Annotated in this window: 18 protein-coding genes; 10 read left to right on the plus strand and 8 right to left on the minus strand. The window is 73.0% G+C overall.

Going from position 1 to position 20,910, the window contains the following annotated elements; genetic code table 11:
- The first annotated feature begins 4 nt into the window (after positions 1-4).
- The gene (locus tag ACIQ9E_RS21540; protein WP_403709311.1) at positions 5-1,528 is read left to right on the plus strand and encodes a multidrug effflux MFS transporter; all 1,524 of its coding nucleotides are present in this window, start codon (positions 5-7) and stop codon (positions 1,526-1,528) included.
- Positions 1,529-1,638: 110 nt separating this feature from the next.
- Positions 1,639-2,649: a small ribosomal subunit Rsm22 family protein gene (locus ACIQ9E_RS21545; protein WP_403709313.1), complete on the plus strand. Its 1,011-nt coding sequence runs from the start codon at positions 1,639-1,641 to the stop codon at positions 2,647-2,649.
- A gap of 50 nt (positions 2,650-2,699) precedes the next feature.
- Here the strand turns inward: ACIQ9E_RS21545 and ddaH are convergent, their stop codons facing one another.
- Positions 2,700-3,530, minus strand: a complete 831-nt coding sequence (gene ddaH, locus ACIQ9E_RS21550) for a dimethylargininase (protein ID WP_403709315.1) — start codon at positions 3,528-3,530, stop codon at positions 2,700-2,702.
- A gap of 256 nt (positions 3,531-3,786) precedes the next feature.
- On the opposite strand from ddaH, the gene ACIQ9E_RS21555 reads away from it, so the two are divergent.
- A complete protein-coding gene (locus ACIQ9E_RS21555) occupies positions 3,787-4,413 on the plus strand; it encodes a TetR/AcrR family transcriptional regulator (protein WP_403709317.1) in 627 nt (208 codons plus the stop codon).
- A gap of 376 nt (positions 4,414-4,789) precedes the next feature.
- Positions 4,790-5,536, plus strand: a complete 747-nt coding sequence (locus ACIQ9E_RS21560; RefSeq protein ID WP_403709319.1) for a bifunctional DNA primase/polymerase — start codon at positions 4,790-4,792, stop codon at positions 5,534-5,536.
- Between the two features lie 146 nt (positions 5,537-5,682).
- Here the strand turns inward: ACIQ9E_RS21560 and ACIQ9E_RS21565 are convergent, their stop codons facing one another.
- The 3 genes from ACIQ9E_RS21565 to ACIQ9E_RS21575 all read right to left on the minus strand — a co-directional run bounded on the left by ACIQ9E_RS21565 (position 5,683) and on the right by ACIQ9E_RS21575 (position 9,291).
- A complete protein-coding gene (locus ACIQ9E_RS21565; protein ID WP_403709321.1) occupies positions 5,683-7,224 on the minus strand; it encodes a long-chain fatty acid--CoA ligase in 1,542 nt (513 codons plus the stop codon).
- A gap of 197 nt (positions 7,225-7,421) precedes the next feature.
- Positions 7,422-8,450, minus strand: a complete 1,029-nt coding sequence (locus ACIQ9E_RS21570; RefSeq protein ID WP_403709323.1) for a hypothetical protein — start codon at positions 8,448-8,450, stop codon at positions 7,422-7,424.
- Positions 8,451-8,460: 10 nt separating this feature from the next.
- Entirely contained in the window at positions 8,461-9,291 is an 831-nt protein-coding gene (locus ACIQ9E_RS21575) for an FTR1 family protein (protein WP_403709325.1), read from the minus strand.
- A 258-nt stretch (positions 9,292-9,549) separates the two neighbouring features.
- Here ACIQ9E_RS21575 and ACIQ9E_RS21580 point away from each other — a divergent pair, with 258 nt between their 5' ends.
- Together ACIQ9E_RS21580 and ACIQ9E_RS21585 are read left to right on the plus strand one after the other, a co-directional pair.
- The gene (locus ACIQ9E_RS21580; protein WP_403709327.1) at positions 9,550-10,932 is read left to right on the plus strand and encodes an erythromycin esterase family protein; all 1,383 of its coding nucleotides are present in this window, start codon (positions 9,550-9,552) and stop codon (positions 10,930-10,932) included.
- Between the two features lie 197 nt (positions 10,933-11,129).
- Positions 11,130-11,561: a hypothetical protein gene (locus ACIQ9E_RS21585; protein ID WP_403709329.1), complete on the plus strand. Its 432-nt coding sequence runs from the start codon at positions 11,130-11,132 to the stop codon at positions 11,559-11,561.
- A gap of 183 nt (positions 11,562-11,744) precedes the next feature.
- Here the strand turns inward: ACIQ9E_RS21585 and ACIQ9E_RS21590 are convergent, their stop codons facing one another.
- On the minus strand, positions 11,745-12,761 hold the full coding sequence (locus ACIQ9E_RS21590; RefSeq protein ID WP_403709331.1) for a transcriptional regulator: 1,017 nt from the start codon (positions 12,759-12,761) through the stop codon (positions 11,745-11,747).
- 500 nt (positions 12,762-13,261) lie between these two features.
- Here ACIQ9E_RS21590 and ACIQ9E_RS21595 point away from each other — a divergent pair, with 500 nt between their 5' ends.
- Together ACIQ9E_RS21595 and ACIQ9E_RS21600 are read left to right on the plus strand one after the other, a co-directional pair.
- Entirely contained in the window at positions 13,262-13,960 is a 699-nt protein-coding gene (locus ACIQ9E_RS21595) for a hypothetical protein (protein ID WP_403709333.1), read from the plus strand.
- A complete protein-coding gene (locus ACIQ9E_RS21600; RefSeq protein ID WP_403709335.1) occupies positions 13,960-14,160 on the plus strand; it encodes a hypothetical protein in 201 nt (66 codons plus the stop codon). The genes ACIQ9E_RS21595 and ACIQ9E_RS21600 overlap by 1 nt, the downstream gene beginning before the upstream one ends.
- 6 nt (positions 14,161-14,166) lie before the next feature.
- On the opposite strand, the gene ACIQ9E_RS21605 is transcribed toward ACIQ9E_RS21600, so the two are convergent.
- Genes ACIQ9E_RS21605 through ACIQ9E_RS21615 form a run of 3 tightly spaced genes read right to left on the minus strand, consistent with a single transcriptional unit; the run spans position 14,167 to position 17,239 of the window.
- On the minus strand, positions 14,167-14,991 hold the full coding sequence (locus ACIQ9E_RS21605; RefSeq protein ID WP_403709337.1) for a heme ABC transporter ATP-binding protein: 825 nt from the start codon (positions 14,989-14,991) through the stop codon (positions 14,167-14,169).
- A complete protein-coding gene (locus ACIQ9E_RS21610) occupies positions 14,988-16,079 on the minus strand; it encodes a FecCD family ABC transporter permease (RefSeq protein WP_403709407.1) in 1,092 nt (363 codons plus the stop codon). Before ACIQ9E_RS21610 ends, ACIQ9E_RS21605 begins: the two co-directional genes overlap by 4 nt.
- A gap of 5 nt (positions 16,080-16,084) precedes the next feature.
- Complete coding sequence (locus ACIQ9E_RS21615; protein ID WP_403709339.1) at positions 16,085-17,239, minus strand: ABC transporter substrate-binding protein; 1,155 nt, start codon at positions 17,237-17,239, stop codon at positions 16,085-16,087.
- A 246-nt stretch (positions 17,240-17,485) separates the two neighbouring features.
- Here ACIQ9E_RS21615 and ACIQ9E_RS21620 point away from each other — a divergent pair, with 246 nt between their 5' ends.
- Together ACIQ9E_RS21620 and ACIQ9E_RS21625 are read left to right on the plus strand one after the other, a co-directional pair.
- Positions 17,486-18,913, plus strand: a complete 1,428-nt coding sequence (locus ACIQ9E_RS21620; RefSeq protein ID WP_403709341.1) for an HtaA domain-containing protein — start codon at positions 17,486-17,488, stop codon at positions 18,911-18,913.
- A 52-nt stretch (positions 18,914-18,965) separates the two neighbouring features.
- Entirely contained in the window at positions 18,966-20,732 is a 1,767-nt protein-coding gene (locus ACIQ9E_RS21625; protein WP_403709343.1) for an HtaA domain-containing protein, read from the plus strand.
- The last annotated feature ends 178 nt before the right edge of the window (positions 20,733-20,910 follow it).

A 20,910-nucleotide genomic window follows, 5' to 3' on the forward strand; every position in this document is an offset into this window, starting at 1 on the left:
GGCGATGGCCGAGCGGACAGGCGGCCCGGCGGACGGGGCCGGGGCGGGGCACATACCCCGGGGGCGGACCGAAGCCCCCGATCCGAAGACCGGACCGCCCCCGGCGGTCCCCGCGGCAGCCGCGGTCCCTGTGGCCGGTGCTGCCCCGGCGACCGGGGCCATCGGCGGAGCCGGCGTCTCCCCCGGCCCGGTCACCGCCCCGGCGGCCCCGCCCCCCGCCGGAGGCAGGCCCGCGCCGGCGCCCCCGGCGCTGGGGGTCCCCGCCCCGGCGCCCCCGGCCGTCCCCGCCCCGCCCCCCGCCGGAGACAAGCCCCTCCCCGCCGCCCGCCGTGCCGGGCTGCTCGTCACCCTCGTCCTGGGCGGGATGGCCGCGCTGCCACCGCTCTCCATGGACATGTACCTGCCCGCGCTGCCCGCCGTGACGGACTCCCTCTCGGCGTCCGCCGCGACGATTCAGCTCACCCTCACCACCTGTATCGCCGGTCTTGCCCTCGGCCAGCTCGTCGCCGGGCCGCTCAGCGACCGCTGGGGCCGCCGGGGCCCGCTGCTGACCGGGATGGTGGTCTATGTCGTCGCGACCGCCCTGTGCGCCCTCGCCCCAGGCGCCGGTGTCCTCATCGCGCTCCGGCTGGTCCAGGGGCTCGCGGGGGCCGCGGGCATCGTGATCGCGCGGGCCGTGGTCCGCGATCTGTACGAGGGCGTGGCGATGGCCCGCTTCTTCTCCACCCTGATGCTGATCTCCGGCGTCGCCCCGATCGTCGCCCCGCTGATCGGCGGGCAGGTCCTCCGCTTCACCGACTGGCGGGGCATCTTCATGGTCCTCACCGGGGTCGGAGCCGTACTGACCCTGGTGATCCTGAAGTGGCTGCCGGAGACGCTGCCGCGCGAGGCGCGCCGGACGGGCGGTGTCCGGGAGTCGCTGCGGACGATGCGGGGGCTGCTCGGCGACCGGGTGTTCACGGGGTACGTGCTCACCGGCGCCTTCTCCTTCGCCGCGCTGTTCGCCTATATCGCCGCGTCCCCCTTCGTCGTCCAGGAGATCTACGGCGCTTCGCCGCAGGCCTTCAGCCTGCTGTTCGGCCTCAACTCCATCGGTCTGATCGCGGTCGGCCAGATCAACGGCCGGCTGCTCATCGGCCGGGTCAGCCTGGACAAGGCGCTGGCCTGCGGGCTGGTGGTGATCGTGCTCGCGGCGGCCGCGCTGACCCTGATGACCACGGGAGTCTTCGGCGAACCGGGTCTCGTCGGTGTCGCGGCGGGACTCTTCGTGCTGATGGCCGCCCAGGGTCTGACCATGCCGAACACCAATGCCCTGGCCCTGAACCGCACCCCGCACGCGGCGGGCTCCGCCTCCGCGCTGATCGGCACCTCCGGGTTCCTGATGGGCGCGGCGGCCTCCCCGCTGGTGGGCCTCGCGGGTGAGGACACGGCGGTTCCGATGGCCGTCGTCCAGCTCGGGTGCGGGCTGGCGGCGGTCGCGTCCTTCCTGTTCCTGTGCCGCCCGTGGCGGACACCCGCCCGGCTCTGACACCACGGGGCCGGGCCGCCCCCGCCCGGCTCCGGGCACCGGAGAGGCGCCGTCCCCGCCCTGCTCCGGGCGGGGACACCGCTCTCCGGTCACAGCACTAGAATCCTCCGGTGAGCGACACCCTTCCCGCCCCCGACGCCGAGACCACCGCCGACGCCCTCCGCCGAGGGCTCGCCGCGCTGCTGGACGGGCTGCCCCCGAACCGGGCCGCGCAGGCCGTCGAGCGGCTGATCGCGAACTACCGGGGCGAGACCCCCACCGGCGCCCCCGTGCTGCGGGACCGGGCGGATGTGGTCGCGTACGCGGCGTACCGGATGCCCGCGACCTTCGAGGCGGTACGGGCCGCCCTGGACGCGCTGCGGGACGCGGCCCCCGGCTGGACGCCCGCATCCCACACCGATATCGGCGGCGGCACCGGGGCCGCGAGCTGGGCCGTCGCGGGGGAGTGGCGGACCGCGACGACCGTGCTCGACTGGTCCGAACCGGCGCTCGCCCTCGGGCGCGAGCTGGCGGCCGGGTCCGGCGGCGCCGGCCCGTCCGGCGCGGACTGGCAGCGGGCCCGGATCAGTAGGGCGCTCCGGATCGGGAGCACCGATCTCGTCACCGTGTCGTACGTCCTCAAGGAGCTGACCGAGGCGGACCGTACCGCCGTCGTCACCGAGGCCGCCCGCGCCGCGCAGGCCGTGGTGATCGTCGAGCCGGGCACCCCCGACGGGTACGAACGGATCATCGCCGCCCGCGATCTGCTGGTCGCCGCCGGGCTGACGGTCGCCGCGCCCTGCCCGCACAGCGGCTCCTGCCCCATCGTGCCGGGCTCCGACTGGTGCCACTTCTCGGCCCGGGTCGCCCGCTCGTCCCTGCACCGCCAGGTCAAGGGCGGCTCCCTGGCGTACGAGGACGAGAAGTTCAGCTACGTCGTCGCCACCCGCTTCCCCGTCCACCCCGCGGCGGCGCGGATCACCCGCAGGCCGCAGATCCGCAAGGGGCTGGTCCTGCTGGACCTCTGCACGGGGCACGACGGCCTGGACCGGATCAACGTCACCAAACGGCAAGGGCCCCGCTACAAGGCGGCGCGGGACGCCGCGTGGGGCGGCGAGTGGCCCCCGCCGGAGCACGGCTGAACGCCGCCGGACGCCCCGGGGCGGCGACCGCCCCGGGACCCCCGGCCCGCTCAGACCGCGGCGCGGATCTCCTGCGTACAGCACTTCACACTGCCGCCGCCCTTCAGCAGCTCGCCCAGGTCCATCCCGAGCGGCTCGAAGCCGCGGTCCCGCAGCGGTTCGAACAACCCCACGGCCGCCTGCGGCAGCAGCACATGGCGTCCGTCGCCGACCGCGTTCAGCCCGAGGGCCGCCGCGTCCTTCTCGGCCGCGACGAGCGCGTCGGGGAAGAGCCGGGCCAGGACCGCGCGGCTGCCCGGGGAGAAGGCGTCCGGGTAGTACATGATCTCGTCGGCCGCGTCGTCGAGGACGCACAGGGCCGTATCCAGGTGGTAGTAGCGGGGGTCGACCAGGTCGAGGCCGATCACCGGCCGGCCGAAGAACTCCTGGGCCTCGCCGTGCGAGAGCGGGGAGGACCGGAAGCCGCGTCCGGCCAGGACGTAGGAGGCGGTGACGGCGAAGTCGCCCTCGCCCTCGTTGATATGGGCCGCCTCGTGGACCTCGGTGAATCCGGCGGCCCTGAACCAGTCCCGGTGGACCGCGGCCTCCGCCGCGCGCTCCGGGTGGGCGAAGCGGGCGCCCAGCACCCGTCCGTCGATGACGGTCGCGCCGTTGGCGGCGAACACCATGTCGGGCAGACCGGGGCGGGGGGCGAGCAGTTCGACGGTGTGGCCGAGGGCGAGATAGCGGTCCCGCAGGTCCTCCCACTGGGTCATGGCCAGCGGCAGGTCGACGGGCTTGGACGGGTCCATCCACGGGTTGATGGAGTACGTCACCTGGAAGTGCGCGGGTGGGCACATCAGATAACGGCGGGGCGATGCGTCGCGAAGCGATGAGCGCAAGGTGGGCTCCTCACGGACGAAACGTCGGTTACGCGGGTTGCGTGGAAGCCATGGTGCGCCCAACTGCCCGTATCCGCACCGGACGTGCGCCCATGTGATGTTCCCTCGGTTTCCGTCCGGTTTCCGATGGGTTTCCCGGGGGCGCGGCGACAGCGGGGCGTCACCTTCCGGCCGACGGATCGGCGAGACGTCACCGATCAGCCGGACAGCGTCGACGAGACGATACGTATCGGCTCATCGTTGCTAGATTAGGGGCATGGCAGAGACCGAGACCACGACCGGGCCCAGGCACCCCGACTCCACCCGGCGCAGCGAACGCTCCCGCCGCGCGATCTACGAGGCCGCGCTCGACCTGGTCACCGAGGTCGGCTACGCCCGTACGACCATCGAGGGCATCGCCTCCCGCGCGGGCGTCGGCAAGCAGACCATCTACCGCTGGTGGCCCTCGAAGGCCGCCGTCCTCCTCGAAGCCTTCCTCGACCTGGTCACCCCGGCGGACCCGGCGCACGGCGGCGGCTTCCCCGATACGGGCGATCTCGAAGCCGACCTCAAGACCGTGCTGCGGGCGTCCGTGGACGAGCTGACCGACCCCCGGTACGAGGGCCCCACCCGCGCCCTCGCCGCCGCGGGCATCGTCGACGAGACGGTCGGCGCGGCATTCCTGGAGAAACTTCTCGACCCGGGCCTGAAGCTCTACACCGAACGGCTGGCGGCGGCGCAGGGGACGGGCGACGCGGACCCGGGGATCGACCCCCGGATCGCCACCGAACTCTTCGTCGGCCCGCTGCTGCACCGCTGGCTGCTGCGGACGCTGCCGCTGACCCACGACTACACCGACCGGATCGTGGAGTACGCGCTGTACGGGCTGCGCCCGCGCGGGTGATCCCCGGCCCGGACCGCCGCCGAGGGGCGTCCCGGGGCATCACCGGACCGCGGGCGAGGGCGCCCCGGGCATGACCGGCCGGGTGATCCCTGCCACTTCCCGCCGCCCGCCCGGCGGCGGCCCCGGTTCTCTCCGGACGGCTCCGCCGCGGGCCGCACCGGCCCGGGTACGGCCCGTGCCACGCCCTCCGCGGCCTTTCCGCGCCCGGTCGCACGCCGTCTGCGCCCGGCGCAGGGCAGTATCCCGTACTCCCTCCCCGTGCGCTCCGGAATGCCCGGACGGGGCATGTGGTTGGGCACAGTGGACACCCACGGCGCCGGATGGTGGGACGATGGCAGAGACCGCGAGGGGCGAGCTGTGATCTGTGAGGGGATAGATGGGCGACGGTAAAGGCCGTTACCGCGGCGCGGGGAGCGGGCTCCCCCGGGAGAGCAGGCTGGCCGGCTGGCTGCGCAGGCGCTCACGGGACAGCGAGCCGGACGATTCGGGCCGTGAGGATCTGCTGCTTGCCGTCGCCGCCGCGGGACTGCCACTCGCGCCCGCCGCGTATCCCGTCGCGTACCGCTGCTCGTGCGAGCGCATCGGCTGTCCGACCCCGGGCCGCCACCCCGTCTCGTTCGCCTGGCAGACGCAGTCCACGACCGACCCGGCGCAGATCTCCCGCTGGGCGCAGGGCGACCCCGAGGCGAACTTCATCACCGCGACCGGCATGGTCCACGACGTCCTGGACGTCCCGCTCGAAGCGGGCCGCGCCGCTCTCGCCCGACTGCTGGAGCAGGGCGTCGAGGTGGGCCCGGTCGCCGAGGCGAGCGGCGAGGGCGAGGACGCCCGCGCGCTCTTCTTCACCCAGACCCGGGGGACCCCCGAGGACGAGGACGAGTGGTGGCCCTGCGAGCTGGACTGCCACCCCGAGACCATGGACGAGCATCCGGGGCTGCGCTGGCACTGCCGCGGCAGCTATGTGCTGGTGCCGCCGTCCCGGCTGCCGGGTGACCACGGGGTGACGTGGGTACGGGGCCCGGAGCACGCCCTCCCCGAACCGCTGACCCTGCTGGGCGCCCTCACCGACGCGTGCGCCCGGTACGCGGTGGACCACGAGGAGGCGTGGCCGCTCCACCACTGAGCGGCCCGCGCTCCGGCACCGGGTCCTCCCGGGCCGGTGCCGCAGATACCGGACCGGGGCCCGGGAGCGGTGCGGTCCGGCAAGGGCCTGTTGCCGTACGTTCGGGACCCGCGCCCGGGAGCGGTACGGTCCACCGGAGCGGGCTCTCAGCCGGATGCCCCGCGCGCCAGCAGCCCGGCACGGATCTCGCGCTTCAGGATCTTGCCCGCGCCGGAGACCGGCAGGGCGTCGGTGAAGTCCATACTGCGCGGCACCTTGTAGCCCGCGATCATCGTCCTGGTGTGGTCGCGGAGTTCGGTCTCGGTCGCGGTGGCTCCCGGCCGGAGCACGACGACGGCGTGCACCCGTTCGCCCCAGTGCCCGTCGGGCAGTCCGATCACGGCGCAGGAGGCCACGGCGGGGTGCCGGGCGAGGGCGTTCTCGACCTCCGCGGGGTAGACGTTCTCCCCACCCGTGATGATCATGTCTTTGATGCGGTCGGTGATGAAGACGTAGCCGTCCTCGTCGATATAGGCGCCGTCGCCGGTGTGCATCCAGCCTCCGCGCAGCGCGGCCGCCGTCTCCGCGGGCTTGTTCCAGTACCCGAGCATGAGGTTGTCGCCCCGGCAGGTCAGCTCCCCGGCCTGGCCGGGGGGCAGTTCGGAGCCGCCCGGGTCGACGATGCGGACCTCGCAGTGCGGGGCGGCGCGCCCCGCCGAGCGCAGCAGCCGTCCGCCGGTGCGGTGCTCGCCGGGCCCGAGGGTGGTGACGACGGCGGTCTCGGTCATGCCGTAGAGCTGACGGAACTCCGCCTGCGGGAAGGTCGTCATGGCGCGGGTCAGCAGCGCCTCCGGGATGGTGGACGCGCCGTAGCCGATACGGCGGAGGCTGCTCAGGTCGTACGCGCCGGCGGTGGGGTGGTCGACCAGCATCTGGATCATGGTGGGGACCAGCCCGAGGGAGGTGACCCGGTGGTGCGCGATCGCCCGGAGCACGCCTTCGGCGGTGAAGGAGGGCAGGAAGACGATCGTGCCACCGGCGATGATCTGCCCCATCCAGCCGACGAGACCGGCGATGTGGAACATCGGTGCGACCACGAGGAGAGTGCCGTCGGCCACCGCCGCGGAGGTGGTGGCCTGCGCGCCCAGGGTCGACGTCATCAGACCCCGGTGGCTGATCATGATCCCCTTGGGGGAGCCGGTGGTGCCGCCGGTGTAGAGCAGGGCGGCGAGTGTGTCGCCCCCTGCGCGCACGTCCTCGGCCGGTACCGAGGCGGCGATCAGCTCCTCGTACCCCAGGGTCCCTTCGGGGGCGTTGCCGCTCCCGCAGTACAGCACGGTGGTGAGCCGGGGGCAGCTCTTGCGCAGTTCGGGGACGAGGTGGGCGAACGCCTCGTCGACGAGCAGCACCTTCGAGCCGGAGTCGTCGAGGGAGTAGGCGATCTCCGCCGCGCTCCAGCGCAGGTTGACCGGGTTCACCGCGGCCGCGATCCACCACGACGCGAAGAAGGTCTCGTGGTAGCGGTCGGAGTTCATGGCGAGTACGGCGACTCGGTCGCCTTCGGCCATGCCCAGCCCGCGCAGGCCGCCGGCCAGCCTGGACACCCGGTCCATGACCTCCCGCACGGTGTGGGTCCGGTCATCGCAGACGGTCATGGCACGGTCCGGCGCCTGCTGAAAGGCACGGTGCAACGACTGGGTCAAGTACATGGCAACACCAATCCTGAGCGACTCCGCAAAGTCTCATGCTTGATATCGGCCATTCACTTTCCCAGGGAGCCGCCCTGCTGGGCAAGGCTCTGGCGACGGATCCTCAAGGTGAGGCCCATCGTGATGGTGGTTATCTCGAATTCACATCAATGATTGGAGTCAGGGCCGGGCTCGTACGTCGTCCCCGGTACGGCGCGCTACGCGCCCTTCGCCGTCGTCAGGCCCGCCAGCCGGCTCAGGATCTCCGTCTTCGCCGCTCCGCTGCCCGCCGCGGGCACCAGCACCGCCTGGGCGGACACCCGCTCCTTCGTCAGCGACGCCTTCACCTCGCCCGTCAGCAGCGGCCTCACATCGGGGTGGACCGGCAGCTTCACCCCGCCCGCCGCGGTCTGCCGCTCGTACGTCCGGATCGTGAAGAACACCAGCGCCCCGCCGCCCTCCGCGGCGAACGCCAGCGGCGCGAAATCACCCGTGTCCAGCGGCTGGTCGATCCACTGCGTGGAGACCCCCGGCAGGTTCGACGTACGCCGCCTGCTGTCCCGCCACTGCGAGCTGTGCGGCCCGTCGCCGAAGACCGGCGGCGTCCCCGACTGCATATAGGACGAGTAGCTCTTGGGCAGTTGGTCCGGCCGCTGCGCCAGCTTCTCCGTCGAGACGGGCAGCATCGAGACGTGCCCCTCGCCGTCCCGCTTCAGCTTCGGCGCCTTCGCCGCGGACACCGCGTTGAGATAGGCGACCTTCCAGACGTCCGTCGGCCCGCCGCGCAGGAACACCAGCAGCCAGCGCTCGTCACGCGGACCGCCGCCGTCCTGGTCGCGGTTGGGGTCCGCGTCCGCGAGGAAGTACCGCGGCCAGCCCGCCTTCTTCGGTATGGAGTAGGTGACGTCCGTCAGCTCCAGCGGCACATGCCGTGGATTGCCGTCGGGGTACGTCACGCTGCGGGACTTCATCCCGGCCTGGTTGACCGCCCCCAGCGCGCCCGTGACCCGCCCGGCGTCGAGGCCCGGATCGTACGCCTTGTCCGCCGCGTTGAACGCGGTGACGAACTCCTTCAGCGCCCCGGCCGCCTCGGCCTCCGTCGCCGACGGGACGACCGCCCGCTCCCCGTGCACCGTCACGCATCCGCTCGCCGTCAGAGCCAGCACGGCCACCGCCGCCACCAGCCCCGTCACGGCCGTCCCGCGGCCCCGGCGACGCTGCGCACCCACCCGAATCGGCTTCTCCATCGGTCGTCGCCTACTCCTTGGCCCCCGCGCCCCCGACTGAACGACCGAACCTTATCGGGGCGAGGAGCAGCAGGAGCACGGGGACCGCATACAGGAACCAGACGGTGACCTGGAGGGCAGTCGGGAAGGGACTGAACCCCACGGTGGAGGTGAGCGCCATTCCGTACCAGGTGTCCAACGGCACCTCGGAGTAGACGTCGTACACCGGGGTCCGATCGCCACCGAACACATCGGCGAACTGGAGGTTGCCGACTCCCTGGGCGAGCACCCCGGCCCCGACGACGGCCAGCAGGACGGCGGTCCCGGTGAAGAACCACCGGTCCGGGCGGATCCCCAGCAGACCGTGGAAGAGCGCCAGCGCCACCACGGCCCCGGTCGCGACGCCCAGCACCACCCCCAACAGCGGCAGGAGGTCGGCCTCCTCGCCGGTGGCGGCCCGTGCCGCAGCCCGGACGAACTGGGCCTGGCCCAGACCGCCCAGCCCCACCGAGAGGGCGGCGGCGGCCACCACGACACCCGCGTACAGCGGGCGTACGGCCGGTCCGTACGTCCGGTGCCGCGCGCCGCGGTGGATCTCGAAGACCGCCCAGGTGATCAGCCCGGCCGCGAGCAGCGACAGCACCCCGGTCAGGATTCCCAGCGTCCGTACGGTCGGCTGCCGGGAGCCGGACTCCAGGACGGCGTCGAGGACGAGGAAGAAGGCGAAGGTGGCACCGACGGCCACCAGCACCGGGCGGAGCAGAGCGAAGCGGCCTGTTCTGGCGGCCACGGCGAGCAGGGGGGCGATGACGACACCGGCCGAGAGGCCGGTACCCAGACCGAACAGAAACGTGCCGTCCACGGTGAAGCGACCGCCTTCCCCCAGATGAGCCCGGCACCGGGCCGGGCACGACCGACCGGATCGCGGCCCGGTACCGCACCGCCTCCACCCACCGGGACGACTCCACCCGCCGGATCAGTTCCGGTGGTGGAGCCGCTCCGGTGTAGCAGGCTCCCCCGGGAACAGGGGAGCTGTGGTCACTGCGCGCCCGGGGAGGCGCGGGCGAGGATCTTCTCAGGCCGCCGCGTTGCCGGCAGTGAACCGAAGGAGCCCACCAGCATGAGCAGTCCACACCATCCGTGCATCGGCCGCAGGGCCATGCTCGTCACGGCGGCGATCGCGATGGGAATGACCCTCACCCCCGCGGTGGCGCAGGCGGCCCCGGCCGCCCAGCAGACCCCGGCGACGACCGCCGCCCGGGCCCAGGACCCCGCCCTCCGCGCACTGGACCGGATCGCCCACCCCTTGCGCTCCACCGCACCCGGCGGGAGCACCGCCGACCTGCGGGCGCTGGGCGCGATGATCGGCGGCGCCAAGGTCGTCGGCCTGGGCGAGGCCACCCACGGCTCCCACGAGTTCTTCACCATGAAGGAGCGGCTCTTCCGCCACCTCGTCCGGGAGAAGGGATTCCGCGCCTTCTCCCTGGAGTTCAGCTGGGCCGCCGGACTGCGGATCAACGACTACCTCCAGACCGGCAAGGGGAACGCCCGGCAGATCGCCGCCGAGACCCTCGCCAAATCCCCGTGGGACCGCGAGGAGTTCGTGCACCTCATCGAGTGGATGCGCGACCACAACCGCCGCAACCCCACCCGTACCGTCCACTTCGTCGGCAACGACCTCGCCGGTCCCTCCATGACCGACGAGTTCTTCGGCCGGATCACCGGATACGTCCACCGGCACCACCCCGCGCTGGCCCCCCGCATCGACGAGCTGTACACCGGGCTGCGCCCCGTCGACGACGTCTTCGACTACCTGAACAAGCCGCTCGCCGAACGCAAGCGCTTCGCCGACCGGGCCCGGCAGGCGCTCGACCTGATCCGGGCGGCCGACGGCCGCGACCGGGACGCCCACGACTGGGCCGTGCAGAACGCCCGCTCCATCGCGGACACCACCCACTTCCTGACCGTGGACGCCGGCGACCCCGTCGGCCTGCCGGACTTCCAGCGCTTCCGCGACGAGGTCATGGCCCGGAACATCCTGTGGTGGCAGCAGCGCACCGGGCACAAGATCCTGGTCTCCGCGCACAACGACCACCTCGGCCTGATCGCCGGAACGGCGGAGATGTACCCGAAGACCCAGGGGTCCTTCCTCCGTGACGCCCTGGGCCGGGACTATCTCCCCATCGGTATGACCTTCGACCGGGGCTCCTTCCTCGCCACATCCACGGCCATCGGCGGCGACTGGAAGAAGTTCACCGTCGGCGGCGCCGCCCCCGGCACCAACGAGCACACGCTCGACCGGGTCCGCCACCGCGACTTCTACGCCGACCTGCGCACCGCGGCGCCCGCCGCCCGCGACTGGCTGAACACGGCCCGCCCCACCCGCAGCATCGGCACACTGTTCCACGACAACTACCCCCTCTACGATCTGGCGCTCGGCCGCTCCTTCGATGTCCTGATCCACCTCAACACCGTCCGGGAGGCCGAACCGCGCAAGCCGTGACAGAGGGAGGGGCCGGGTCCGCCCCGGGTGAGGCGGGTCCGGCCCCTCGGGGAGGGCCTTTGGCCGGAAGGAGCGTCGTCCTCTGCCCCGGGCGCGGAGATACTCGCTTCGACCCGACTCTCCTTTTCGTTCCCGGGTCTCTTGCACGTGTGGGAACAGTTCTTCCGACCTGTAAAGCGTCGACGAAGGGATCGCCCATGCGCACCAAACTCGCCACGGCCGGACTCGCCCTGGCCCTGGCCGTCAGCGGCCTCGCCCTCGCCCCTGCGGCCGTGGCCGCACCCGCCGCAGCCTCGGCCGCACCGGGTGCGGCCGCCCTCGCACCCGGCTTCTACGCCGGTGGCATCTGGCAGATCCACCAGAGCAACGGACACATGACCACGGTCAATTTGGGTCAGGACGGCAGCGGGCGGCTCTGGGGCACCGGATCCTCCGGCGGCACCTTCGGAACGATCGAGGAAGGCGCGGTGGTGGACGGTACGTCCATCAGTTTCATCCTGCGCTGGCCGAATGGATCCAGAGGCAGGTACACCGGCAACCTGGGCTTCGACAGACGGCTCTCCGGCATCACCTTCGACCTGAGCCGCCCGTGGAATCAGGCGTCGTGGGCAACGACCCGCACCTTCTAGCCGGGCGCCGAGGAACTACCGTGCCCGTTCGCTGAGTCCATGACGAGGGGGTCTCGTCAGCGACCCGGCCGAGGTCCGCGGTTCGGTATCCGCGCGGCCGGGCCGGCCGGGGACGTCGGGCCCCTGCCGTCGGCCCGCGTGCTACCCGTCCCCTACGGGCGGCACGCGGGCCGCGGTCATGTTCTAGGCGGCGAGGAGCTGTCGGGCCCGTTCGTTGAAGTCTGCGACGAGGGGATGGCGCCCGAAGGAGATCATCCGGCGCTGTACGTCCCGAACGGCCTCCGTGCTCCGGGACGATTTCACCCGGCGGGCCAGCTCCAGCGTCCGGACCCCGGTCGCGTGCGCGGATTCGAGGTCCCCGTTCCGAAGGTGGGAAACCGCCAGCGTGGCATGGGACATCGCACCGCGCCGGGCGCGGTTCTGGGCCTGGGCATGGGTGATGGACTGCCGGGCGTGCTCGGCGCTGTCGGCAGGCCGGTCGAGGTCGCGGAGGGCCGTCGCGTACTCGCCGTGGAGATAGGCGCCGTCGATGAACCGGGCCCACTCGGGTTCCGCCCCGGGGACGACCTGCTCGAAGGCCCGCTCCGACTCGACGATCGCCCGTGCGGCACCCGACTCGTTCCCCAGCACGGCGAGCGCCCTGGCTTCCAGAGCCCACAGGTCGGCCAGACAGGCCGGTGATTCGGCGCCTTTCAGACCTTGGCGGCCGGCCTGGGTCAGCCTGCGGCCCTCCTCGGGGTTCCCGAGAACGGTGGTCTGGTCCGCCATACCCGCCAGCACATGGGCCCCGAGGCGTACGTCACCGGACTCCTCGGCGAGCCGCAGCGACTGGATCAGGTACCGCTGCGCCGTCCCGTGCTCGCCGGAATCGAAGGCCATCCAGCCCAGCAGATACGTCTGCTCACCGGCCGCGCCGCACAGGGCGCGGCGTACGTCCTCGGCGTGCGTGCGCCGCAGCAGCGGATACACATGGGTGTTCATGTACCGGGTCAGCAGCAGGCGCCCGGAGCCGCCGCCCTGCATGACGTCGATCTCCTGGAACCGGCTGAACATGTTCCGTACATCGGTCACGTCCTCCAGCCGGACCCGGAGCCCGGCCGATGGCTCCTGATCGAGCGTGGCCAGCAGCCAGTCACGTGACGGCCCAACGGCCGCTGCCGCCACGAACGGCGACGCAGCGAGAAAATTCCTGCGGTCCATGTCCGCTCTCCCTAGCTCGGTCACTGACTCCACCGTCTCGGTGAACGATGGGCTGTAGTTCAGCGGCCGGTCAAGATCGGGCGTATCTCCGAAGCCAAGGTCGAATGTCGTGACGCGATGACCGAAACGCTCGGAGAACACGTCGGCGATCAGTCCCGGAAGAGGGTCGCGCGGCTGGGCGCCCTGCAACCAGCGCCGCACGTTGCTGGCGTCCGGATTCACGTGCCGGAGCCCGCAAAGACGTGCCCGCGTGGTGACACGGCGAGCCACTTCCCCCTGTGACATGCCCGAACGCTCGAACACATCGGCCAAGTGCTGATTCCTACGTGTCTCACCCTGCCGCATTTCGACCGTCCTCCCGAACCGCCGTCCCGAGTGCCAGGGTTTGCCACCCCGTTCGACGCTACCCGGACACCCTTCCGCGCGGTTCTCTCAAGCGAAAAGACCTACCGGAAGGGTGAGAGGGAGCGCTGGGAACAGTGACGGAAAAGCATTCAACGATGTCCGGACTGGACGGTCTTCGGAACGCGCTGGACGCGCTCGTGTGCTGGCGGGTGCGGGATCGGGCCGTGGTCGCGCGGCTCGTCGGGGGCGTGGGGCCGCTGGTGTGGGATGTGCTCAAGGGGTCGGGGGTCTGGGAGTCGCTGCCCGTGCACTCCCGGGCCGCCTTGTACTGGTGTGTCGCGGACGGGCGGGCGATCCGGCGGGCGTGGCATGTCGACCCGGGTGGGGAGGAGTACGGGGAGCGGATCACCGCGCTCGTCATGGACGTGGCCTACTTCGCGGCGCTCTGCGACCCCGTGGGGGCCGGGCGCTGGCCGGAGGCCGACCCCGAGCGGACCCGCCACGCCCTGCTCGCGGTCGAGCTGCTCGGGCAGTTCGGGAAGCTCCCCGTGGCCTGGCGGGCGGCCGTGCTGCGGGAGCTGCACCGCGCGGCCCGGCTCCGGGATCCGGCCCGGCGCACGCTCGCCGAGGTGCTGGCCGAGGCGAGCGCGTACGCCGTCAAGGGGGAGGACCCGCCGGGGCCGGAGTACGCGGACCTCCGGACGATCGACGCGCCCGAACTCGTCCAGCGCATCACGCGCTTACCGCGCGGCTGGCGGGGCGAGGCGTTCCGGCGGATCGCCGCCGGGGCCGACCCCATGGCCGTCGAGGCGGCGGCGCGGGATGCCGTCCGGGCCGTGTGCACGGGGCCGTGATGACCCGCGACGGCCTCACCGTCCCCGTACCGCCCCCGTCCGGCGGCCCCTGCGTCGTCTGCGGACACACCTCGCCCGCCGCTGTGGAAGTCGGCTACAGCGGGCAGGCGAGCGGGCCGGGGATCGTGCGGTACGCCTGCCCCCGCCATGCGACCGCCTTCGTTCCCGGTCCCGTACCCGACGAACTGCTCCCCGGCTAGGGCTGCTCAGTGAGCCCGGTCCGGGAGGACCACCGGGACGCCCGTGCGCGGATGCGGGAACACCTCCACCGGCTGCCGGTAGACCCGCGTCAGCAGCCCCGCGTCCAGCACCTCCCCCGGCGGGCCCGACGCCTCGATGCGGCCGCCGCTGAGGATTGCGATCCGGTCCGCGTAGGCCGCCGCGAGGCCCAGATCGTGGAGGACGACCACCACCGCGTCGCCCGCCGCCGCCCGGTCGCGGCAGATGCGGAGGACCAGCTCCTGGTGGCGCAGGTCCAGCGCGGCCGTGGGCTCGTCGAGGAGGAGGAGCGCCGTGCGCTGGGCCAGGACGCGGGCCAGGGCGACCCGGGCGCGTTCACCGCCCGAGAGGCCGGAGAACGGGCGGTCCGCGAACGCCTCGGTCTCGGTGGCCCGCATCGCCTCCGCGACCGCCGTATCGTCCTCGTCCTCCCGGGCCGTACCGGCCCACGGGGCCCGGCCCATGGCGACGACGTCCGCCACCGGGAACGGGAACGACAGGGCCGACGACTGGGGGAGTACGGCCCGGTGCAGCGCCAGCTCGCGCGGGGTCCAGGACCCGGCCGGGCGGTCCGCGATCAGGACCGTACCCGCATCCGGTGCGAGGTCCGCGGCGAGCGCGGCGAACAGGGTCGACTTGCCCGCACCGTTGGGGCCGACCAGTGCCAGCACCTCGCCCGAGCGGGCCGTCAGATCGGCGCCCGCGAGCACCTCACGGCCGCCGAGCCGGATCCGTACCCCCCGCGCCTCGGCCAGGACCGCACCCGGCGCGGGCCGGGCCGGGAGCTGCCTTTCGCGTACGGAGAACCTCATGCCCAACCACCCTGCCTGCGACGGGTCCTGCGGAGCAGCCAGAAGAAGAACGGACTGCCGAAGAGCGCGGTCAGCACACCGAGAGGAAGCTCGGCGGGCTCCGCGACGGTACGGGCCGCGAGATCGCCCGCCGCCAGCATCAGCGCACCGCCGAGCGCGCTGCCGGGGACGAGGAACCGGTGCCCGGGGCCGTTCGCCATCCGCAGCAGATGCGGTACGAGCAGCCCGACGAAGGTGATGATCCCGGCGACGGCCACCGCGGCGGCCGTCAGCAGCGCCACCACCAGGATCAGGGTGATCCGCAGCCGTTCCACGTCCACGCCCAGATGCCGGGCGGGCCGCTCCCCGAGCGCCAGCAGGTCCAGCCTGCGGGCGTACAACGGCGCGACCAGCAGCCCCAGAAGGGTGCACGGCAGCACGGCCAGCACCTTCGGCCAGGTCGCCTGGGAGAGCGAACCGAGCTGCCAGAAGGTGATCTGGGTGATCTGCGCGTTGTCGGCGAAGAAGACGAAGAGGCCGATCAGCGCGCCCGCGAACGCGTTGACGGCCACCCCGGTGAGGATCAGCGTCACGATCTCGGTCCGCCCGCCGGAGCGCGACATGAAGTAGACGAGGAACACGGTCGCGAGCCCGGCGGTGAACGCGCAGGCAGTGATGGTCCAGTTGCCGAGGAAGCTCAGCCCCAGCGCGATGGAGGCGACCGCGCCGACCGCCGCGCCCGCCGAGATGCCGATGATGCCGGGCTCGGCCAGCGGATTGCCGAACACGCCCTGCATCAGCGCCCCGGCGCAGCCCAGGGACGCGCCGACCAGCAGCGCCAGCACCACGCGCGGCAGCCGGACGTTCCACAGCACGCTCTCGCCGACCCGGTCCAGCGGCCGGCCGCCGAGGCCGAGCCGGTGCTGTGCCGATGCGACGACGTCGCCGAGGGGGATGTCGTACGCGCCGTATCCGGCGGACACCAGCGCCACCGTGAACAGGGCGCCCGCCAGACCCGCGGTGAGCAGCCAGGCGGTGGAGCGGCGGCCCCTGCGGGGGGCTTTGCCGCGCCCCGGCTGCTCCCGTACCGGCGCGCTGGGCCGGGCCATGGTCGTCATGCGCCGGTCCCCTTGCCGTCCGGGGTCCCGTGCAACTGCTCCACCAGCGACTTCAGTACCTGGTCGGTCCGCGGCCCGTAGTTCAGCAGCACCCCGTCGTCGACGGAGACCACCCGGCGGTCCAGCCCGGCCGGGGTCTGCGCCACACCGGGGATCTTCACCAGCCCGTCGACGCCGTCGACCGACGCCAGCCCCTTCGACATCACCAGGATCGCGTCCGGCGCGGCCTTCGCCAGGGCCTCGCTGGTGATGGCGGTGAAGTCCTTCTCCAGACCGGACTCCTTGCCCGCGTCGACCGCGCCCGCCGCCTCCAGCAGCGACGAGGCACCCGAGTCGGCGCCGCCGAGGAGATAGACGGAGGCGGAGCCGCGCAGATAGAGGAAGGCGACCCGGGGCTTCCTGCCGTCCGCCGGTGCCGGGATGGCCTTCTGCACGGCCGCGATGCGCTTCTCGGTCCGTTCGACGAGCGTGTCCCCGGCCGTTTCGACGCCGAGCGCCGCGGCGACCGCTTCGATCCGGGTACGGACGTCGGCCAGCGACTTGGCCGTCGGGACCGTGATCAGGGGCACCCCCGCGTCCCTGATCTGGTCGATCGCCTCGTCGGGCCCGGTGGTGGTGTCGGCGAGGACCAGCGAGGGCTTGAGGGAGAGCACGCTCTCGGCCGAGACGTCGTGGCCGCGGGTCACCACCGGCAGGTCCTTCGCCTGCTCGAAGGTGGCGGTGACGTCCCGGGCCACCACCCGCTCCCCGAGGCCCAGGGTGTAGACGATCTCGCTGAGGGAGCCCGACAGCGGAACGATCCGGTCGACGGCGGTGACCGTCACCTTCCGGCCGTCGGCGGAGGTCACGGCGGCGGGCAGCCGGGGCGACGGTACGGACCCCAGCGGTTCGACCCGGTCGGGCGGCGCCGAAGCGCCCGGTTTCCCGCCCGTGCCGCCCGGCGCGGGGGAGCCGCTGTTGCAGCCCGTCACCGCCAGGGCGAACACCAGGGCGAGCGCGCCCAGCGCCGTACGGGCCGTACGCCCTGTACCTGCGGTGCGTCGCGGGCCGGGCGGGGCTGTCCGGGCGCGGCCCGGGGGAGTTCTGCGGTCCGTTGGCACCGGGGCACCGTCCTGTCTTCGTGGCGGAGGCGTCGTCCAGGGCTGGTGCATGGCGTCGCCGGATCGTGCGGGGACATGTCCCGGCTGCCCGCGCCGTCCCGAATCCGGGGCGTACGGGGGCTACCCGGACAGACCGAAGGTAGCTTAGGTTAGCCTTACCTTGCTGGCCAGGGTGGTGCACCCCACCCCCGCCTGCCGTGCCCGCTTTCCGCCCCCGCCCCCGCGGCCGTGCGGAAAGCCCACCCGTTCCCGTGCCCGCGGACGTCCGCGGGCTCCGCCGTACCCAGGAGGGTTTCCATGCCGCCGTACCGACCGGCTCGGGCGTTCGCCACCGTGCTGCTCGCGGCCCTGCTCGGGGCGCTGCTCCCGGCCGGGGCCGCCCGGGCGGCCGAAGGCACGGTCTCCGGCGGCCGACTCGACTGGGGCATCAAGTCCTCGTTCCAGACGTATGTCACCGGCCCCATCGCCAACGGCAACTACCGGCTGACGGGAGGCGCCGCCACCATCGGCGGCAGCCAGTTCCGCTTCCACTCCGCCAAGGGTTCGTACGACCCCGGAACCGGCGCCTTCGAAGCCCGCTTCAGCGGCGGCGTCCGCTTCACCGGCCACCGCAAGCCCGACGGCGGCAACGAACTCGAACTCTCCGTCAGCCGCCCCACGGTCAGGATCTCCGGCGGCCGCGGCACCCTCCACGTCGACATGGTCAGCAAGGCCCGCAACACCGGCAAGGTCACCACTTCCACCCAGGTGCCCTTCGCCGCGCTCGACCTCTCCGGGGTGAACATGCGCGGCGGCCGCGGCCCGGTCCGGCTGAACAACATCCCCGCCACCCTCACCGGCCAGGGCGCCACGGCCTTCGCCGGGTTCTACACCGCGGGCACCCCGCTCGACCCGATCACCCTCGGCGTCGACGTCGTCGAACCCCGGCAGTCCGCGGCGCCGCCGAAGCCCACCCCCGAGACGAAGCCGAGCGCCACGGCGAAGGACACCGCCCGGGGCGCCCTGCGCGACGCCGCCGTCGACTGGGGCGTCCGCCGCACCTTCCGCGAGTACGTCACCGGCTCCATCGCCCAGGGCAAGTGGACCCTCTCCGGCGGTGCGCAGGACGGCGGCGCCCTGTTCCGCTTCCCGAGCGGCAAGGGCACGTACGATCCGAAGACCCAGCGCCTGGACGCCGTCTTCACCGGCGCCGTCCGGTTCACCGGACAGCACCTCGACCTCACCCTCACCAAGGTCAGCGCGAAGATCAGCGGCGGCAAGGGCGTTCTCAGCGCCGATATCGCGAACGGCACCCGCACCACCCCGGCCGTACCGCTGATCACATTCCCCGCCACCGGATTCGCTCCGAAGAACGGCCTGGCGACCCTCACCGAGGCCCCGGCGACCCTCACCGCGGGCGGCGCGCAGGCCTTCGGGAACATGTACCAGGCGGGCACCGAGATGGACCCGGTCTCCCTCGCCGTGGCCGTCGACGCGGGCGCCCGGCTTCCGGCCCTGCCCGATCTGGGCAGCGCACCGGCTGCCGAGACCCCTTCGGCAGCCCCGTCCCCCTCGGCGGCGCGGGCCACCGACGCCGCTCCGGCCGCGTCCTCCGCCGACTCCTCCTCTTCCTCCGGTGTGTTCGTCGCCGTCGGCGCGGGCGTCCTCGCCGCTGCCCTGGCGATCGCCCTCTATGCCGTCCGCCGCCGCAGGCGCATGACGCCGGCGCCCGGAACCACCGACTGACCCCACCCCCCCTCCCCCCGAATCACCCCCGAATCGCAGGAGCAGAACCCTCATGTCAGCAACGAGTCGACGCCGTACGGCCATCGTCGCCGCGTCCGCCACCGCGGTCGCGCTCGGCGCCACCGCTCTCAGCCTCCCGGCCTCCGCCGCTGCCCCGGCCGCCTCCGACGCCCGTACGGGGGCCGCCGCCGGGCTCCCGCTGACGGCGGGCACCCTGGACTGGGGCTTCCTGGAGACCTTCCGCGGCTATGTCGCCGGTGCCGCCGGAGGCACGATCACCGTCGCCGACGGAGCCCGCCAGGCCGCGGACAACGGCCCGTTCACCTTCCCGGACGGCACCGGGACCTACGACACGTCGACCGCGGTCACCAGCACCGACTTCAAGGGCTCCGTGACCTTCGCCTCGACGAGGCACGGGTTCCGGGTCACCCTCTCGGACCTCAAGTACAGCGGTGACCGCGTCAACGGCGCCGTCACGGCCGACATCACCTCCGGCGACCAGAAGTCGGAGGACGTCGAACTCGCCGCGCTCGACGTGTCGAAGGCCGAGCGCAGCGCCGGACGGACCGGGCCGATGCTCTTCAAGAACATCCCGGCGAAGCTGACCGCGGCGGGCGCGGACGCGCTCGCGCTCACGTACAAGGCGGGCCATGTGCTGGACCCCGTGAACCTGAGCGTGACGCTCGGCTCGTCGTCCGGCGGCCCGAGCGGCGGCACGAGCACCGGTACGAGCGCGGGCACGAGCGCGGGCACGAGTGCCGGTACGAGCGCAGGTACCAGTGCCGGTACGAGCGCGGGCACGAGTGCCGGTACCAGTGCCGGTACGAGCGCGGGCACGAGCAGCGGTACGACTGCGGGCACGAGCGCAGGCACCAGTGCCGGTACGAGCACCGGGACCAGCGCGGGTACGAGCGCGGGAACCACCGCCGGGACCGGGAACGGCGGCGCAACCGGTGGCGGTACCGGCGGCGCAACGGGTGGCGGATCCGAGACCGACCCCGGTGCCCTGGTCGACGGCAACCTCGACTGGGGTGTGAAGAAGAGCTTCCGCGAGTACATCACCACCGGCTTCGGCCAGGGGAAGATCGAAGTCTCCGGCGGTACGAAGACCACCGCCGACGGCTACCGCTTCCCCAAGGGGAAGGGCAGTTTCGACGCCGCGGGCAAGACCCTCAAGGCGTCCTTCGACGGCCAGGTGCGCTTCCTCGGCCACCAGAAGCCGGACACCAAGGAGTACCTCCTCGACCTGCGCCTCAGTGACCTCCGGGTGACGGTCGACGGCACCAAGGGCGTGCTCTCGGCGGATGTGTCCACCAAGGACAAGGACACCGGCAAGCCCGCCTCGTACAACGATCTCGGCATCGGCACCCTCGCCGTGCCCGCGGGTGCGCTGAAGGAGAAGGACAAGGTCGTCACGTTGAGCGGAGTGCCCGTCGTGCTCACCGCCGACGGCAGCACGAAGGCGTTCAGCGGGATGTACAAGTCCGGTGTCGCGCTGGACCCGCTGACGGTCGCGGTCTCCCTGGACAAGTCCGGTGAGCTGCCCGGCGGTTCGACCGGCGGCTCGTCCGGCTCGGCCGGGGCGTCGAGCGGTGGCTCCACCGGAGGCTCGTCCACCGGCGGCGGTACGACCGGAGGCACCACTGGCGGCTCCGTCGGCGGCTCCACGGGCGGTTCGACCGGCGGTCCGACGGACGGGTCCCTCGCCGCCACCGGCGCCGGGGCCCCGGCCGGCGGACTGCTCGCCGCCGCGGCGGGTATCGCGGCGGCGGGCGCGGGCGCCGTCTTCCTGACGCGCCGCCGCAAGCAGGCCTCCTGACCGACCGGGGGGGGGGGGGGCCCCCCCCGGGCGCCCCCCCCCCCGGGGGGGCGGCCCCCGGGCCCCCGAACCCGCGGGGGGGGCCGCGGGGGGTGGTCAGGACCTACATCGGGTGGGGCCCCCGCGCCCCCCCCCCCCCCCCCCCCCCCCCCCCCCCCCCCCCCCCCCCCCCCCCCCC

This window comes from Streptomyces sp. NPDC094448 (genome assembly GCF_044763775.1).
GTDB lineage: Bacteria > Actinomycetota > Actinomycetes > Streptomycetales > Streptomycetaceae > Streptomyces.

What these genes read in the sequence shown, in the direction of transcription:
- ACIQ9E_RS21540 (WP_403709311.1), top strand. Translation starts at nt 5, where the DNA reads ATGGCCGAGCGGACAGGCGGCCCGGCGGACGGGGCCGGGGCGGGGCAC.
- ACIQ9E_RS21555 (WP_403709317.1), top strand. Translation starts at nt 3,787, where the DNA reads ATGGCAGAGACCGAGACCACGACCGGGCCCAGGCACCCCGACTCCACC.
- ACIQ9E_RS21560 (WP_403709319.1), top strand. Translation starts at nt 4,790, where the DNA reads ATGGGCGACGGTAAAGGCCGTTACCGCGGCGCGGGGAGCGGGCTCCCC.
- ACIQ9E_RS21565 (WP_403709321.1), bottom strand. Translation starts at nt 7,224, where the DNA reads ATGTACTTGACCCAGTCGTTGCACCGTGCCTTTCAGCAGGCGCCGGAC.
- ACIQ9E_RS21570 (WP_403709323.1), bottom strand. Translation starts at nt 8,450, where the DNA reads ATGGAGAAGCCGATTCGGGTGGGTGCGCAGCGTCGCCGGGGCCGCGGG.
- ACIQ9E_RS21580 (WP_403709327.1), top strand. Translation starts at nt 9,550, where the DNA reads ATGAGCAGTCCACACCATCCGTGCATCGGCCGCAGGGCCATGCTCGTC.
- ACIQ9E_RS21585 (WP_403709329.1), top strand. Translation starts at nt 11,130, where the DNA reads ATGCGCACCAAACTCGCCACGGCCGGACTCGCCCTGGCCCTGGCCGTC.
- ACIQ9E_RS21590 (WP_403709331.1), bottom strand. Translation starts at nt 12,761, where the DNA reads ATGGACCGCAGGAATTTTCTCGCTGCGTCGCCGTTCGTGGCGGCAGCG.
- ACIQ9E_RS21595 (WP_403709333.1), top strand. Translation starts at nt 13,262, where the DNA reads ATGTCCGGACTGGACGGTCTTCGGAACGCGCTGGACGCGCTCGTGTGC.
- ACIQ9E_RS21600 (WP_403709335.1), top strand. Translation starts at nt 13,960, where the DNA reads ATGACCCGCGACGGCCTCACCGTCCCCGTACCGCCCCCGTCCGGCGGC.
- ACIQ9E_RS21605 (WP_403709337.1), bottom strand. Translation starts at nt 14,991, where the DNA reads ATGAGGTTCTCCGTACGCGAAAGGCAGCTCCCGGCCCGGCCCGCGCCG.
- ACIQ9E_RS21610 (WP_403709407.1), bottom strand. Translation starts at nt 16,079, where the DNA reads ATGGCCCGGCCCAGCGCGCCGGTACGGGAGCAGCCGGGGCGCGGCAAA.
- ACIQ9E_RS21615 (WP_403709339.1), bottom strand. Translation starts at nt 17,239, where the DNA reads ATGCACCAGCCCTGGACGACGCCTCCGCCACGAAGACAGGACGGTGCC.
- ACIQ9E_RS21620 (WP_403709341.1), top strand. Translation starts at nt 17,486, where the DNA reads ATGCCGCCGTACCGACCGGCTCGGGCGTTCGCCACCGTGCTGCTCGCG.
- ACIQ9E_RS21625 (WP_403709343.1), top strand. Translation starts at nt 18,966, where the DNA reads ATGTCAGCAACGAGTCGACGCCGTACGGCCATCGTCGCCGCGTCCGCC.